General features: G+C 68.8%; 11 protein-coding genes and 2 tRNA genes. 10 read left to right on the plus strand and 3 right to left on the minus strand.

Annotated elements, in window-relative coordinates; translation table 11 throughout:
• Nucleotides 1-42: 42 nt before the first annotated feature.
• Nucleotides 43-585 carry a type 1 glutamine amidotransferase domain-containing protein gene (locus MJQ72_RS31335; protein WP_240594622.1) on the minus strand — a complete coding sequence of 181 codons (543 nt, stop codon included), beginning with the start codon at nucleotides 583-585 and terminating at the stop codon, nucleotides 43-45.
• A gap of 97 nt (nucleotides 586-682) precedes the next feature.
• Here MJQ72_RS31335 and MJQ72_RS31340 point away from each other — a divergent pair, with 97 nt between their 5' ends.
• Nucleotides 683-1,690, plus strand: a complete 1,008-nt coding sequence (locus tag MJQ72_RS31340) for a DNA topoisomerase IB (protein WP_240594623.1) — start codon at nucleotides 683-685, stop codon at nucleotides 1,688-1,690.
• On the opposite strand, the gene MJQ72_RS31345 is transcribed toward MJQ72_RS31340, so the two are convergent.
• Entirely contained in the window at nucleotides 1,673-3,250 is a 1,578-nt protein-coding gene (locus MJQ72_RS31345; RefSeq protein WP_240594624.1) for a SpoIIE family protein phosphatase, read from the minus strand. The genes MJQ72_RS31340 and MJQ72_RS31345 overlap by 18 nt on opposite strands.
• A 130-nt stretch (nucleotides 3,251-3,380) precedes the next feature.
• Here MJQ72_RS31345 and MJQ72_RS31350 point away from each other — a divergent pair, with 130 nt between their 5' ends.
• The gene (locus tag MJQ72_RS31350) at nucleotides 3,381-8,075 is read left to right on the plus strand and encodes a HAMP domain-containing protein (protein WP_396426887.1); all 4,695 of its coding nucleotides are present in this window, start codon (nucleotides 3,381-3,383) and stop codon (nucleotides 8,073-8,075) included.
• Between the two features lie 302 nt (nucleotides 8,076-8,377).
• Here the strand turns inward: MJQ72_RS31350 and MJQ72_RS31355 are convergent.
• Nucleotides 8,378-8,448, minus strand: a tRNA-Gly gene (locus MJQ72_RS31355).
• Between the two features lie 82 nt (nucleotides 8,449-8,530).
• Between MJQ72_RS31355 and MJQ72_RS31360 the strand changes: the two genes are divergently transcribed.
• The 8 genes from MJQ72_RS31360 (at nucleotide 8,531) to MJQ72_RS31395 (ending at nucleotide 15,235) form a co-directional block, all read left to right on the plus strand.
• Nucleotides 8,531-8,604: transfer RNA gene (locus MJQ72_RS31360), tRNA-Pro, on the plus strand.
• A 56-nt stretch (nucleotides 8,605-8,660) separates the two neighbouring features.
• Nucleotides 8,661-9,107, plus strand: a complete 447-nt coding sequence (locus MJQ72_RS31365; protein ID WP_240594626.1) for a GNAT family N-acetyltransferase — start codon at nucleotides 8,661-8,663, stop codon at nucleotides 9,105-9,107.
• A 42-nt stretch (nucleotides 9,108-9,149) separates the two neighbouring features.
• The gene (locus MJQ72_RS31370) at nucleotides 9,150-10,316 is read left to right on the plus strand and encodes an ROK family transcriptional regulator (protein WP_240594627.1); all 1,167 of its coding nucleotides are present in this window, start codon (nucleotides 9,150-9,152) and stop codon (nucleotides 10,314-10,316) included.
• A gap of 90 nt (nucleotides 10,317-10,406) precedes the next feature.
• Nucleotides 10,407-11,426 carry an ABC transporter substrate-binding protein gene (locus MJQ72_RS31375; protein WP_240594628.1) on the plus strand — a complete coding sequence of 340 codons (1,020 nt, stop codon included), beginning with the start codon at nucleotides 10,407-10,409 and terminating at the stop codon, nucleotides 11,424-11,426.
• The gene (locus tag MJQ72_RS31380) at nucleotides 11,423-12,184 is read left to right on the plus strand and encodes an ABC transporter ATP-binding protein (RefSeq protein WP_240594629.1); all 762 of its coding nucleotides are present in this window, start codon (nucleotides 11,423-11,425) and stop codon (nucleotides 12,182-12,184) included. The genes MJQ72_RS31375 and MJQ72_RS31380 overlap by 4 nt, the downstream gene beginning before the upstream one ends.
• Nucleotides 12,181-13,017 (plus strand): ABC transporter permease, encoded by an 837-nt coding sequence (locus MJQ72_RS31385; RefSeq protein WP_240594630.1) that lies wholly within the window; start codon nucleotides 12,181-12,183, stop codon nucleotides 13,015-13,017. Before MJQ72_RS31380 ends, MJQ72_RS31385 begins: the two co-directional genes overlap by 4 nt.
• Nucleotides 13,014-14,336 carry an LLM class flavin-dependent oxidoreductase gene (locus tag MJQ72_RS31390; RefSeq protein ID WP_240594631.1) on the plus strand — a complete coding sequence of 441 codons (1,323 nt, stop codon included), beginning with the start codon at nucleotides 13,014-13,016 and terminating at the stop codon, nucleotides 14,334-14,336. The genes MJQ72_RS31385 and MJQ72_RS31390 overlap by 4 nt, the downstream gene beginning before the upstream one ends.
• A complete protein-coding gene (locus MJQ72_RS31395) occupies nucleotides 14,333-15,235 on the plus strand; it encodes a TauD/TfdA family dioxygenase (protein WP_240594632.1) in 903 nt (300 codons plus the stop codon). The genes MJQ72_RS31390 and MJQ72_RS31395 overlap by 4 nt, the downstream gene beginning before the upstream one ends.
• Nucleotides 15,236-15,243: the final 8 nt, after the last annotated feature.

Genomic DNA, 15,243 nt, shown 5'->3' on the forward strand with positions numbered 1-15,243 from the left:
CTGCCACCACGATCCCTCATCATTGTGACGCGCGCCACTCGTTTATCCGGCGAATCGGGCGACGATCGCGGCGCAGAACGCGGGGAGGTCGCCGGGGTTCCGGCTGGAGATCAGGCCGTCGTCGTCGACCACCTCCTGGTCGACGACGGTGCCGCCGGCGTTGCGGATGTCGGTGCGCACGCTCGGGTACGCCGTGAGCGTGCGGCCGCGGACCACGTCGGCCTCGACCAGCGTCCACGGCCCGTGACAGATCACCCCGACCGGCTTCCCGCTGTTCACGAAGTCGCGCACGAAACGGACCGCGTTCTCGTCCGCGCGCAGATTGTCCGGATTCATCGTGCCGCCCGGCAGCACGAGCGCGTCGAAGTCGTCGACCGTGACGTCCTTGACGACGCGGTCGACGGTGAACCTGTCCGCCTTGTCGATGTCGCCGTTCATGGCCTGGATCTCGCCGGGTTCCAGCGAGACGACCTCGGCCGTCGCCCCCGCGTCCGTGACCGCTTTGCGCGGTTCGACCAGTTCGACCTGTTCCACGCCGTCCGCGGCGAGGATGGCCACGCGGCGTCCGTTCAGCGATGTCGCCATCGGTTCCCTCCTGAAGTCGTGTTCGCCCCCGGCTACCCCGGACCGGCCTCGCCGAACCATGGGTATGAACCGCGATCACCGGGGGTATTCGCCGCGCATGCGATTGCGGCGAGCGGATCTGGGGTCCCCCGGCATCAGGAGACGCCGAAGAGGCCGGGGTTTCGGATACCTGACTCCCGACGGCGAACCGCTGAAGGACGAGGAGACGATCGAGCGGATCGAGGCGCTCGCGATCCCGCCCGCGTGGCGGCGCGTGTGGATCTCCCCGCACGAGAACGCCCACATCCAGGCCGTCGGGGTCGACGACGCCGGGCGGAAGCAGTACCTCTACCACGCGGATTGGCGGCGGGCCCGTGACGAGGAGAAGCACGAGCGGGTCCTCGCGCTGGCGCGGCGGCTCCCCGCGCTCCGCCGGGCCATCCAGGAGGATCTCGCTTCCCGCGGTCTCACCCGCGAACGGGTGCTCGCCGGCGCGCTCCGCATGCTCGACCTCGGGGTGTTCAGGACCGGCGGCGAAAACTACGCCGACGAGAACGGCACGCACGGGGTGGCGACGCTGCTGTGCGAACACGTTTCGATCCGGGCGGGCTGCCTGCTCTGCGACTATCCGGCGAAGGGCGGGATCCGGCGGAAGGTCCGGCTCCGTGACGACGGCCTCGTCCGGCTGATCCGCTCGCTCCGGCGTGCCCGCGGCGAAGAGGTACGCCTGCTCGCCTACCGGAACGGTCGCGAATGGCAGGAGATCCGGGCCGAAGACCTCAACGAGCGGTTCAAGGAACTCGCGGGCGACGATTTCACGGCCAAGGACCTGCGCACCTGGAACGCCACGGTCCTGGCCGCTTCCGCTTTCGCGGAGACCGAAAAGCCTTCCAGCGAAAGAGGATTGAAGCGGGCGGAGAAGGCCGTGATGGCCGAAGTCGCCGAAGGTCTCGGCAACACGCCCGCGGTGGCTCGACGGTCCTATGTGGACCCTCGGGTGATCACCGCCTACCGCCGGGATCGGACGATCGCGCGCGCGACGCGACGGGCGGACAAGGTCTCGGATCCCGACGAGGCCCGCGACATCGTGGAGCGGGCGGTGGTGCGGCTACTGAACGGGTCGTGAGGCCTCGATGGCGAGGACGGCGATGTCGTCGTGCGTCCCGTTGCCGAGCCATTCCCGCACCGCGGTGCGGATCCGGGCGACCACCTGGCGGCCGGACATCCCCTGGCAGCCGGCCAGCAGTTCACGCAGCCGTTCGTCGCCGAACAGGTCCGACGGCCGCTCGTGGTGGCGCGCTTCGGTGATGCCGTCGGTGTAGAGCAGGCAGACGTCGCCCTCGGCCAGCCGGATGGCCGTCTCGGCGAACCGGGCCTGCGGGGAGATCCCGACCAGCGTGCCGGGCAGGGTGATCTCGTCGACCCCGCCCCGGCGGCGCACCACCAGCGGCGCGGGATGCCCGCCCGAGGCCAGCGTGACACCGAGACCGTCTTCACCCGCCAGCACCGAACCGAGCACCAGGGTGGCGAACCGGCCGCTGCCGCCGGTGATGAGCAGCGAGTTGAGCAGGCTCAGCAACGTGGTGTTGTCGTGCTCGACGAGGTCGAGCGCGGCGAGGGTCTGCCGGACCCGGCCGGTGAGCGCGGCCGCCTCGGCGCCCTTCCCGCAGACGTCGCCGAGGACGAACATCGCGCCGCCGCCTTCGCGCGGCAGGACGTCGTAGAAGTCGCCGCCGACGTCGAGCAGGCCGCCCGACGGCTCGTACCAGACGTCGAATTTGACGCCGTGGACGTCCGGCGGCGGTGTCGGGCGCAGCGTGGTCTCCAGACCGCGGGTGGCCTCTTCCTGGCGGGCGTAGCGATGCGCGTTCGCCAGCGCCGTCCCGGCCGCGCGGGCGAACTCGGTCACCGCGCGCGGGTGGTCCTCGCCGAACGCGGGCGCGCCGCGCCTGCCGAGCACCACCGCCCCGGTCACCCCGGCGCCGCCGTCGAACCCCAGTGAGACCACCGTCACGGACGGATGGACGGCGAGCCGTTCCGCGACGATCGCGGGCAGCGTCGCGACCTCTTCCTCCGGGACGGCCTTGGCCTCGGGTTCCTCGGTGGAGGCGAAGGTGCCGGCGAGCACCGGCGCGAGCTGGGCCGGGACCCGGCGGATCCGGCCGTGCCCGTGGTTGGTGCGGTGATCGCAGCTCCACCATTCCCACCGGCCGCGGGTGGTCGGCAGCAGCACGAACACGCAGTCGGCGAGTTCGGCGGCGGCGACCTCGGCGATCACCTTCGCCGTCCCGTGCCGTCCCCGCGCGGAGGCCAGCCGGGGCGCCGAAGCGGCGAGGAAGCCGTCCACGCGCGGGCCGTCGGCCGCGACCGCGGAGGTCACCGTCCACGCGTGCCAGCCGCCGGGCAGGGTCCGGATCCGGGCCGGGAACCGGCGGCCGGTGTGCTCGACATGCCCGACGTCCGGGCCTTCGGCGGTCAGTATCGGGCGGCCGCCGCCGAACAGCTCCCGGGCGGCGGGATTCGACCAGCGCAGCGCGCCGCCGACGTCCTGCACGAGCACCGCGTCACGGACGTCTTCCAGCAGCTCACGCCAGAACCGCCCGGATTCGGGCAGCGCGCCCTCGCTGGTCGCCGTCGACGACTCCGAGGGGAGCGACGTCGAGGCCGGGGCCGGCCGTGACACCATTCCCGGACCTCCTCCTGCCTTGCGGGTAGCGCAGTGTGAGCGGGCGGACTGGCTCGAAGTGTAGGTCGAATCATGGCACGCTGATGCGACGACCATGGCTTGGCATGCGTGGTGGAGAGGGTCGACACAGATGACACAGCACTCCCAAAGGGACCGGATCCCCGTGGAAGGTGGTGGCGGCCAGGTGGACGAAGCGACCCTGGAACGCCTGCTCGCGGCGGCTCGTGACCTCGGGGACGGCAACTTCCGGCGGCGGCTCGTGGCGCACGGTGACGGGCTCGCGGCCCAGCTCGCGGGCGCCTTCAACGACATCGCCGAACGGAACCAGCGACTGGTGACCGAACTCCTGCGCGTCCGCGAGGCGGTCGGCAAGGAAGGCAGGCTGACCGAGCGCGTCGCGGCCGAGATCGGCCCCGGCGGCTGGGCCACCGCGGTCGACGTCGTCAACGGGCTGATCGAGGACGTGAGCAGGCCCACGGCCGAGCTCAACCGCGTCCTCGGGGCGGTCGCCGAGGGCGATCTGTCCGAGCCGATGCCCCTGGAGGTCGGCGGACGGCCGCTGCAGGGTCAGTTCGCCGAGGTCGCGAAGACGGTCAACGGCCTGATCAAGCAGCTTTCACGGTTCGCGACCGAGGTCACCAGAGTGGCCCGCGAGATCGCCACCGAGGGACGGCTCGGCGGCCAGGCCGAGGTCCCGGGCGTGGCGGGCACGTGGCGTGATCTCACCGACAACGTCAACGTGATGGCCAGCAACCTGACCGACCAGGTCCGCAACATCGCCCAGGTCACCACCGCGGTGGCACGGGGCGATCTGACCCAGAAGATCAACGTCGACGCGCGCGGCGAGATCCTGGAGCTCAAGAACACCGTCAACATCATGGTCGACCAGCTCTCGTCGTTCGCCGACGAAGTCACCCGGGTGTCGCGCGAGGTCGGCAGCGAAGGCCGCCTCGGCGGTCAGGCGCAGGTCCCCGGCGCGGCGGGCACGTGGCGCGACCTCACCGACTCGGTGAACCTGATGGCCGACAACCTGACCGACCAGGTCCGCAACATCGCCCAGGTCGCGACGGCGGTGGCGAAGGGCGACCTCTCGCAGAAGATCAACGTCGACGCCAAGGGCGAGATCCTCGAACTCAAGAACACCCTAAACACGATGGTCGACCAGCTCTCGTCGTTCGCCGACGAGGTCACGCGAGTCGCGCGCGAGGTCGGCAGCGAAGGCCGCCTCGGTGGTCAGGCGACCGTGCCGGGTGTGGCGGGAACGTGGCGCGGGCTCACCGATTCGGTGAACCAGATGGCCGACAACCTGACCGACCAGGTCCGCAACATCGCCCAGGTCACCACGGCGGTCGCGAAGGGCGACCTGACGCAGAAGATCACGGTCGACGCGCGCGGCGAGATCCTCGAACTCAAGACGACCGTCAACACGATGGTCGACCAGCTCTCGTCGTTCGCCGACGAGGTCACGCGAGTCGCGCGCGAGGTCGGCACGGAAGGTCAGCTGGGCGGCCAGGCGCAGGTGCCCGGCGTGGCCGGGACCTGGCGCGACCTCACCGGTTCGGTCAACTTCATGGCGAACAACCTCACCGCGCAGGTCCGCAACATCGCCCAGGTGGCGACCGCGGTGGCGAAGGGCGACCTGTCGCAGAAGATCGCCGTCGACGCCAAGGGCGAGATCCTCGAACTGAAGAACACGCTGAACACGATGGTGGATCAGCTTTCGGCGTTCGCGGACGAGGTCACCCGGGTCGCCCGCGAGGTCGGCAGCGACGGACGGCTCGGCGGCCAGGCGCAGGTGCCCGGCGTGGCCGGGACGTGGAAGGACCTCACCGACAACGTCAACTTCATGGCGAACAACCTGACCGACCAGGTCCGGAACATCGCCCAGGTCACCACCGCCGTGGCGAAGGGCGACCTGACGCAGAAGATCATCGTCGACGCGCGCGGCGAGATCCTGGAGCTCAAGAACACCGTCAACATCATGGTCGACCAGCTGTCGGCATTCGCCGACGAAGTCACCCGGGTGTCGCGCGAGGTCGGTACCGAAGGCAAGCTCGGCGGCCAGGCACAGGTGCGCGGCGTGGCCGGGACCTGGAAGGACCTCACCGACAACGTCAACGTCATGGCCACCAACCTCACCGACCAGGTGCGGAGCATCGCGACGGTGACCACCGCGGTGGCGAACGGCGACCTGTCGAAGAAGATCTCTATCGACGCCCAAGGCGAGGTCGCCGTCCTCGCCGAGACGATCAACAGCATGGTCGAGACGCTGCGCGCGTTCGCCGACGAGGTCACCCGCGTGGCGCGCGAGGTCGGCACCGAGGGCATCCTCGGCGGCCAGGCCCGCGTGCCGAACGTGGCGGGCACGTGGAAGGCGTTGACGGACAACGTGAACGTCATGGCCGACAACCTGACCGGCCAGGTCCGCAGTATCGCGACGGTGACCACCGCGGTGGCGCAGGGCGATCTGTCGAAGAAGATCGACATCGACGCGCGCGGCGAGATCCTCGAACTCAAGACGACCATCAACACGATGGTCGACCAGCTCTCGGCCTTCGCCTCCGAAGTCACCCGTGTCGCCCGCGAGGTCGGCACGGACGGCACGCTCGGCGGCCAGGCGGAGGTGCCCGGCGTCGCGGGCACGTGGTCGCGGCTGACCGAAAGCGTGAACCAGCTGGCCGGGAACCTGACCACCCAGGTGCGCGCGATCGCGCAGGTGGCCACCGCGGTGACCGCCGGCGATCTGACCCGGCACATCACCGTCGACGCGTCCGGGGAGGTGGCCGAGCTCAAGGACAACATCAACCAGATGATCGCGAACCTGAAGGAGACCACCCGGGCGAACCGCGAGCAGGACTGGCTCAAGACCAACCTCGCGCGGCTGTCCGCGCTCATGCAGGGTCACCGCGACCTCGCGTCCGTGGCGTCGCTGATCCTCTCCGAGCTGACGCCGCTGGTGTCCGCGCAGCAGGGCGCGTTCTTCCTCGCCCGTGAGGACGAGCAGGAAGAGGTGGTCCTGGAGAGCATCGCCACCTACGGGCTGGCGAAATCCCAGACCGGGCTGCGGTTCTCCCCCGGCGAATCGCTCATCGGGCAGGCCGCCGTCGACCGGCGCACGATACTGGTCCACGAAGCGCCGCCGGAGTACGCGCTCATCTCCTCGGGACTGGGTTCGGCCGCCCCGGTCAACGTGATCGTGCTGCCGGTGCTGTTCCAGGGCGAGGTGCTCGGTGTGCTGGAACTGGCGACCATCAACGCCTTCAGCACCGTCCACATCGACCTGCTGGAACAGCTGAAGGAGACCATCGCGGTCAACGTCAGCACCATCCAGTCGAACTCGCGCACCGAGGCCCTGCTGACCGAATCCCAGCGCCTGGCACAGGAACTGCGCGCCCGGTCGGAGCAGTTGCAGGCACAGCAACGGGAACTGCGCCGGTCCAACACGGATCTCGCGGAGAAGGCGGCGCTGCTGGCACAGCAGAACCGCGACATCGAGGTCAAGAACAGCGAGATCGAGCAAGCGCGGCAGGAGCTCGAAGAGCGTGCCGGGCAGCTGACCATGGCGTCGCAGTACAAGTCGGAGTTCATGGCGAACATGTCGCACGAGCTGCGGACTCCGCTCAACAGCGCGCTGATCCTCGCGAAACTGCTCTCGGAGAACCCGGACGGGAACCTGTCGGAGAAGCAGATCCAGTTCGCGCGGACGATCTACTCGGCGGGCAGCGACCTGCAGCAGCTGATCAACGACATCCTCGACATGGCCAAGGTCGAGGCCGGGCACCTGGATCTGCAGATGTCCGACGTCACGCTGCCCGAACTGGTCGAGTACGTCGAATCGATCTGCCGTCCGCTCACTTCGGACAAGGGCCTCGAGTTCGCCGTCCTCATCGACCCGCCGGTGCCGTCGTCGATCCACACCGACGAACACCGCGTGCAGCAGGTGCTGCGCAACCTGCTGTCCAACGCGGCGAAGTTCACCGACGAGGGCGGCGTGCGCCTGCACATCCGGATGGCCGACCCGGGCGAGGTCGAAGCCGACTCGCTCCGCAACGCCCCCGGCGTCCTCGCGTTCGCCGTCGAGGACACCGGGATCGGCATCGCGCCGGACAAGCTCGCGATCATCTTCGACGCGTTCCGCCAGGCGGACGGCACCACCAGCCGCAAATACGGCGGCACCGGGCTTGGCCTGTCGATCAGCCAGCAGCTGACGGAACTGCTCGGCGGCGAACTCCGCGTCCGCAGCGAACCCGGCAAGGGCAGCACGTTCACGCTGTACCTGCCGGTGAGCGCGGCGAACCTGGTGGTCCCGGCCACCAAGGCGAGCGGTGTCCCGCTGATCATGGCCGTGCCGCAGGTGATCCCCGTGACGCCGTCGCAGCGGTTCCACGGCGAGAAGATCCTGATCGTCGACGACGACCTGCGCAACGTGTTCGCGCTGGCCGCCGTGCTGGAACGCAACGGCCTGGAGGTCATCTACGCCGAGACCGGCGTCGCGGGCATCCGGGCGCTGGAACGGCACGAGGACACCGCGCTCGTCCTGATGGACGTGATGATGCCCGAACTGGACGGCAACGCCACGATCACCGCGATCCGCGCCGAGGCCGCGCACGAAGACCTGCCCGTGATCGCCGTCACCGCGAAGGCGACCGCGGAGGACAAGGCGCGGACGCTCGCTTCGGGGGCCGACGACTACGTCACCAAGCCCGTCGACACCGACAAGCTGCTGGACCTGATCGCCGCCCACCTGGAGGCGGATGCCGCCTCCAGCGGGCTCTCGCAGGCCGTGGCGGGCACCGGTGACGACTCGGAGGCCGGCGCGGAGTGAGCCTTCGGCTCCTCGTGAGTGGCGCTCTCGCGTGACCGGCCGGACCGCACGTGTGATCAGAGGGACGACACGCGTGACCGGCCGGACGGCACGCGCCCGCAGCCGGGTCCGCCACGCGGCGTCCGCCTGGACACGCGTGTCGTCCGTCTGATCACGCGTGTCGTTCGTCTGATCACGTGTGTCGTCCCTCCGGTCACGCCGGATCGCCGCTCGCGAGGCCTGCGCGGGTCCTGCCGCCGGGTGTCCTCGAAACAAAAGAACCCGCAGGCCAGACGCCTGCGGGTTCCGATGTGGAGCTGCGGAGCGGGTGACGGGAATCGAACCCGCGTAGCTAGTTTGGAAGACTAGGGCTCTACCATTGAGCTACACCCGCGCGCCCCCGGAGTACCGGGTGCGAAAACAGCTTAGCGTGACCCGCTAGGCTGTGCGCACACCCCCGGGAGATCGGGGAGTCACGGGATGTGGCGCAGCTTGGTAGCGCATCCGCTTTGGGAGCGGAGGGTCGCAGGTTCAAATCCTGTCATCCCGACTCAAGGTCTTCGACCTGCGAGTTCACCGGACGGTCGCGCCGGTTTAATGGCGATCATGGAGATCCGCCACGCCCGCACCACCGACGCCTCCGCCGTGACAGCGCTCCTCGCCGAGCTCGGCTACCCCGATAACAACGAGACCGGCGTGCGCGCCCGGCTCGAACGCTGGGCCCGTCATCCCGAGGGTGCCGCGTTCGTCGCCGAGGAAAACGGCACGGTGGTCGGTGTCGTCGCGGTGGTAGCGATCCCGCTTCTTGAGCGGCCGGGCTCCGGCGGCCGGATCGTCGCCTTGGTGGTGGACGAGACCCGGCGCGGCTCGGGGATCGGACGCGAGCTGGTCGCCGCAGCCGAGGCGGAGGCGCGGCGGCTGGGCTGCGACACCATGGAGGTCACCAGTTCCCGCCACCGGACCGGAGCGCACGCCTTCTACCGCGCGCGGGGATACGAGGACCGCTGCGAACACAGCGCCAGGTTCATCCGGCGGCTTGCTCCCGGATACTGAGAGCCCTGGGCCCGCCGCCACCCGCTTGCGAACATCGGCACCGTGACCGGCAGGCGGAGCGCCAGTGCCAGCGCGGTGCTCCGCGTGGTGCTGGACGAAGGGGCGATAGCGCGCAGCACCATCGCGCGCCGCACGGGGCTGAGTGCCGCGGCCGTCACGGGACATGTGGCGGAGCTGATGCGCCGCGGCTTCCTCACCGAGCTGCCCGAGGTCGCGGGCGCGGTCGGCAGGCCGTCCGTGCCGGTGGACCTCGACACGGAGCGGTTCGTGGTGTGCGGAGCGCATGTCGCGGCCGACCAGCTCACCGTCGGGCTGCTGGATCTGCGCGGGAAAGTGCTGGCACAGCTGGAAACCCCGCATCACGGCGCCGAACCCGCCGTTCAGGCCGCGCAGATCGCGGAACTGCTCGACGACCTCCTCGTCGGGCACGTGCCGGAGCGGACGCCGCTCGGGCTGGGGGTGGCGACCGGCGGTTGGGTCGACGAGGCCTCGGGAACGGTGGTGGAGCACGGGTTGCTCGGCTGGCGCGGGGTCCCGTTGCGCGATCTGCTGACGGAGGTCACCGGTCTCGACGTCCGCGTCGACGGGCATTCACGGGCGCTCATCCACGCCGAACGCCTGCTGGGGCAGCCGAGATCGCGCCGCAGTGTCGTGCAGTTGTTCACCGGCAACGTGGTCGACGCCGCCTTCGCCACCGGCGACACCGTCCATCATGGACCGAGGTCGGCGGCGGGCGCCGTCGCGCATCTGCGGGTCGACGACAGTGACGAGCCTTGCGGTTGCGGGCGTTCCGGCTGCCTCGAAGCGACGGTGTCCGAACGCACGGTCGCCCGTAAAGCCGTCGAAGCACGCATCATCGAAGAACCGATTTTCGCCGACGCGCTCCATTCGGCGGCATCGGGAAATGAAAGCGCCATCGCCCTTTTCCAGGAACGCGCACGGATCATCGGACAGGCCGCCGCCTTGCTCTTCGACGTCCTGAATCCGGAAATCCTGATCGTGCTCGACCAAAGTGTACGCGATGTCGAAGGTTGCCTTTCCACGATACGGGACGAGGTCGCGCAGCGCTCCTGGATCTGCCAGGACGCGAAGAAAAACGTTGTGGCGTCGAGCTTTCCGGGGACCGAGCTGGCGACAGCCGGCGGGGCGGTCATGCTGAGCGCCCTGTACGAAGATCCGCTTTTCACGAACCTCGCCGACGCCTCCTGAGTTACTTCACTAAATCGCAAAATTGACGCTCTCCGCCGGGCCTGCGAAGAATCTTCTTCAACGACGCGAACCCGAACGAAAGAGCCCACCGTGAAGAAACCAGTGCCCTTGATCGCCGCGCTCATCGCCGGATTGGCGCTGTCGGGCTGCGGCGCCTCCGCGACCCCGGCGGGCGTGGCCGGGCAGCCGGAGAAGCTCGAACTCCGCTACCAGGGGTCGGCGAACAACGTCACCTTCCCCGAACTCGCCGAAGACCTCGGCTACTTCGGCCCGGTCAAACTCAAATGGGTCGGCAACACGATCAGCGGACCGCAGGACATCCAGTCCGCCGCGACCGACCAGACCGACTTCGGTGGCGCCTTCACCGGCGCGGTCGCCAAACTCGTCGACGCCGGCGCCCCGATCAAGGCCGTCGTCAACTACTACGGCTCCGACGAGAAGACCTTTCTGGGCTTCTACGTCAAGGAAGACAGCCCGATCCGGACCGCGCGCGACCTCATCGGCAAGAAGGTCGGCGTCAACACCGTCGGCGCGAACCTGGAGGCCGCCCTCGACACCTGGCTCAAACGCAACGGCCTCTCCGACGCCGAAATCGACCAGGTGCAGCTCGTCGTCCTGCCGCCGATCAACACCGAACAAGCCCTGCGCAACGGCCAGATCGACGTCGCCGCGCTCAACGGTGTCCTCCAGGACCGAGCCCTCGCGGGAGGCGGGGTGCGCCCGATCGTGAAGGACGTCGAAGCGTTCGGCCCGTACAACGGCGGGCCGTACGTGCTGCGGACCGACTTCATCAAGAAGTACCCGGAGACCACGAAGACCTTCGTCACCGGCGTGGCCAAGGCGATCGAATGGGCGCGCACCACGCCGCGCGACGAGGTGATCGCCCGGTTCACCAAGATCATCCAGAACCGCGGCCGCAACGAGAACACCGAAACGCTCAAGTACTGGAAGAGCACCGGCGTCACCAAGGGCGGGCTGATCTCGGATCACGACTACACGCTCTGGACGGGCTGGCTCAAGCAGTCCGGGTTCATCAAGAACGACCAGGTCGACCTGAAGAAGCTCTACACCAACGAATTCAACCCGTACCGCGAAGGCGGTGGCGTATGACCGCCAAGATCAGCCTCCGCTCGGTCACCAAGACCTTCGGCGCGTTGACCGCACTCGACGACGTCTCCCTCGACATCGAAGACGGCACGTTCCTCTCCCTAGTCGGGCCGAGCGGCTCCGGCAAGTCCACCCTGCTCGATCTGCTCGGCGGGCTCGCGAAACCCACTTCCGGCGAGGTCCTGATCGACGGGAAACCCGTCACCGGGCCGGGATTGGATCGCGGGGTCGTGTTCCAGCAGTACGCGCTGTTCCCGTGGCGCACCGCGCGGGCCAACGTCGAGTTCGGCCTCGAAGGCGGCACCCTGACCAAGCGGCAGCGTGCCGAAAGGGCCCGGGAATTCCTCGACCTGGTCGGGCTTTCCGGCTTCGAAGACCATCTCCCCCATCAGCTTTCCGGCGGTATGAAACAACGGGTCGCGATCGCGAGAAGCCTCGCCTACGACCCGGACGTGCTGCTGATGGACGAGCCGTACGCCGCGCTGGACTCCCAGACCCGCGAACTGCTGCAAGAAGAACTGCGGCGGATCTGGCAGCGCACCGGCAAGACCATCGTCTTCATCACCCACAGCATCGAAGAAGCCGTCTACTTGGGACAGAAGGTCGCGGTGCTCACCTCGCGGCCGGGCAGGCTCAAGGACGTCGTCGACATCGATCTCGGCGACCGCTCGAACGACGACCTGCGTTCGGCGCCCGCCTTCGTGGCCCATCGCCATCGGCTGTGGGAACTGCTGCACGACGAGATCCGGAGGGCCGCATGACCGCGACACTCGAAGCACCGAAAGTCCACACTGGACCGAAGGCCGCCGTGAAACCCCGCGGGAAGAGCCCGCTGCGCAAGGCGTTCCGCAGTTCGGCGGCGATCCTGCTGTTCCTCGCCGTCTGGGAGCTCGCTCCCCAATACCTGCTCGACGAAGGCACGAGGACCTTCCTCCCGCCGCTGTCGGAAGACCTCGTCGCGCTCTGGGAGCTGATCCTCAACGGGCAGCTGGCCGACCATCTGCTCGCGAGCCTCGGCCGGTCCGCCGCCGGATTCGTGATCGCGGTGGCCGTCTCGGTGCCGCTCGGCCTCCTGATCGCCTGGTACCGGCCACTCGCGGAATTCCTGAATCCGTTGCTGGAGCTGGCCCGCAACACCGCCGCGCTCGCGCTGCTGCCGGTGTTCACGCTCCTGCTCGGCATCGGCGAGGTGTCCAAGATCGCGCTGATCGTCTACGCCTGCGTCTGGCCGGTGCTGCTCAACACGATCGCCGGAGTGAACACCGTGGATCCCTTGCTGGTCAAGGCCGCGCGCTCGCTCGGGCTGTCGAGCCCGAACCTGTTCCGCAAGGTGATCCTGCCGTCGGCGGTGCCGACCATCTTCACCGGTATCCGGATGGCGGCCGCGTACTCGATCCTCATCCTGATCGCCGCCGAAATGGTCGGCGCCAAGGCCGGGCTCGGCTATCTGATCAACAACTCGCAGGTCAACTTCCAGATCCAGCAGATGTACGCCGCGATCATCACGGTGTCGGTGCTGGGCCTGGCCATCAACGCGGGCTTCGTCGCACTGGAGCGGCGATTCTCCACCTGGCGGGTCAAGGAGAAGTCATGAAACACCTGCACCTCAACGCTTTCGTGATGCCGAACGGCCATCACGAGGCGGCGTGGCGGCATCCGAGCACGGATCCGCACCGCGCCGCGACACTGGAGCACTACGTCGACATCGCCCGTACGGCGGAGCGCGGCAAGCTGGATTCGCTGTTCCTCGCCGACGGCGTCGCCTTGTGGGGCAACGTCCGCTACAACTCCCACACCCTGTTCGAGCCGCTGACGTTGCTTTCCGCGCTGGCCGGGGCGACCGAGCGCATCGGGCTGATCGCCACCGCGTCGACGACCTACAACGAGCCGTACCACCTGGCGCGGAAGTTCGCGTCGCTCGACCATCTCAGCGGCGGGCGCGCGGGGTGGAACATCGTGACGTCGGCGGGCGAGGACGAGGCCCGCAACTTCAATCGCGACGCCCGGCCGGCACACGCGCTGCGCTACGAACGCGCCACCGAATTCCTTGAAGTGGTCAAGAAACTTTGGGACAGCTGGGGCGACGACGCGGCCGTGATCGACAAGGCGAGCGGCGTCTACGCCGACACCGGCCGCATCCAGCCGATCGACCACGAAGGCCCGCATTTCCAGGTCCGCGGCCCGCTGAACATCCCGCGGCCGGTACAGGGTCATCCGTTGCTCGTCCAAGCCGGTTCCTCGGAGACGGGCAAGGAATACGCGGCCCGATTCGCCGAGGCGGTGTTCACCGCGCAGCAGACTTTCGCCGAGGGCAAGGCCTTCTACGACGACGTCAAGGGAAGGCTCGCGAAGTACGGCCGCTCGCCGGAGGAGATCAAGATCCTGCCGGGGATCAGCCCGATCCTGGGCCGCACCGAGGCCGAGGCGAAGGAACGAGAAGCCGAACTCAACGCCCTCATCACGCCCGCGTACGGCGTGCGGCAGCTGTCGACCATGCTCGACCACGACCTGACGCCGTACCCGCTCGACGGTCCGCTCCCCGACGTCGGCACGTTCACCGAAGGCGCGCAGAGCCGATTCGAGCTGGTCACGGGCTTGGCGCGACGGGAGAACCTCACCATCCGTCAGCTGATCGAGCGGCTCGCGGGCGGCCGGGGACACCGCGTCTTCGCCGGCACCGCCACCCAGGTGGCCGACCAGCTGGAGCACTGGTTCACCGAAGGCGCCGCGGACGGCTTCAACGTCATGCCGCCCACGCTTCCGGGCGGCCTGGAGGACTTCGTCGACCTCGTGGTCCCCGAGCTGCAAAGACGCGGCCTGTTCCGCACGGAATACACCGCCACGACCTTGCGCGGCCACTACGGCCTCGCCCGTCCGGTTCATCGCACCCCAGTGAAGGAGCACGCCGCATGACCGCCATCGATACCCACGTCGAGGTCCGCAAGATCAGCGGAAGGATCGGCGCGCAGGTCCTCGGCGTCGACCCCGCCGGGGAACTCGACGCCGCGACCGTCGCGTTCGTGACCGACGCCCTGCACGAGCACAAGGCGCTCGTCTTCTCGGGCGTCGACCTCGACGACGCCGGCCAGCAGCGGTTCGCCGAGCACTTCGGCGAGCTGACCAAGGCGCACCCGACCGTCCCGTCCGTCGACGGCGAGCCCGCGATCCTGCCTGTCGACAGCGAGCAGGGGCGCGCGAACCAGTGGCACACCGACGTCACCTTCGTGCTCAACCCGCCGAAGGCCAGCACGCTGCGCAGCCTGGTCGTCCCTCCGTACGGCGGCGAAACGCTGATCGCCAACTCGGCCGCCGCGTACCGGGACCTGCCGGAGCCGCTGCGGGCGTTCGCCGACACGCTGCGCGCCGAGCACACCAACGACTACGACTACGCGAAGGCGCCCGAGACCCTCGACGAGGCGGAGCAAGAACGCCGGAAGGTGTTCGTGTCGCAGAAGTTCCGCACGGTCCACCCGGTGGTGCGGGTGCATCCGGTGACCGGGGAACGCGGGCTGTACATCGGCGGGTTCGCGCAGCGGATCGTCGGGCTGTCGAAGGGCGAGTCGCGGGACATCCTGCGGCTGCTGCAGTCCTACGTGACCCGGCCGGAGAACGTCGTCCGGGTGAGCTGGGAGCCGAACCAGCTGGTGCTGTTCGACAACCGCATCACCCAGCACTACGCCGTCGACAACTACGACGACCTGCCCCGCCGCCTGAACCGGGTGACCGTGGCGGGCGACGTCCCGGTGGGGATCGACGGGGTGCCGAGCGATTCCCTCGAAGGCGACGCTTCGCACTACTCCCCCGTCGCCTGACGACCCGA

Origin of the sequence: Amycolatopsis sp. EV170708-02-1, assembly GCF_022479115.1 — a bacterium.
Taxonomy (GTDB): Bacteria; Actinomycetota; Actinomycetes; order Mycobacteriales; family Pseudonocardiaceae; genus Amycolatopsis.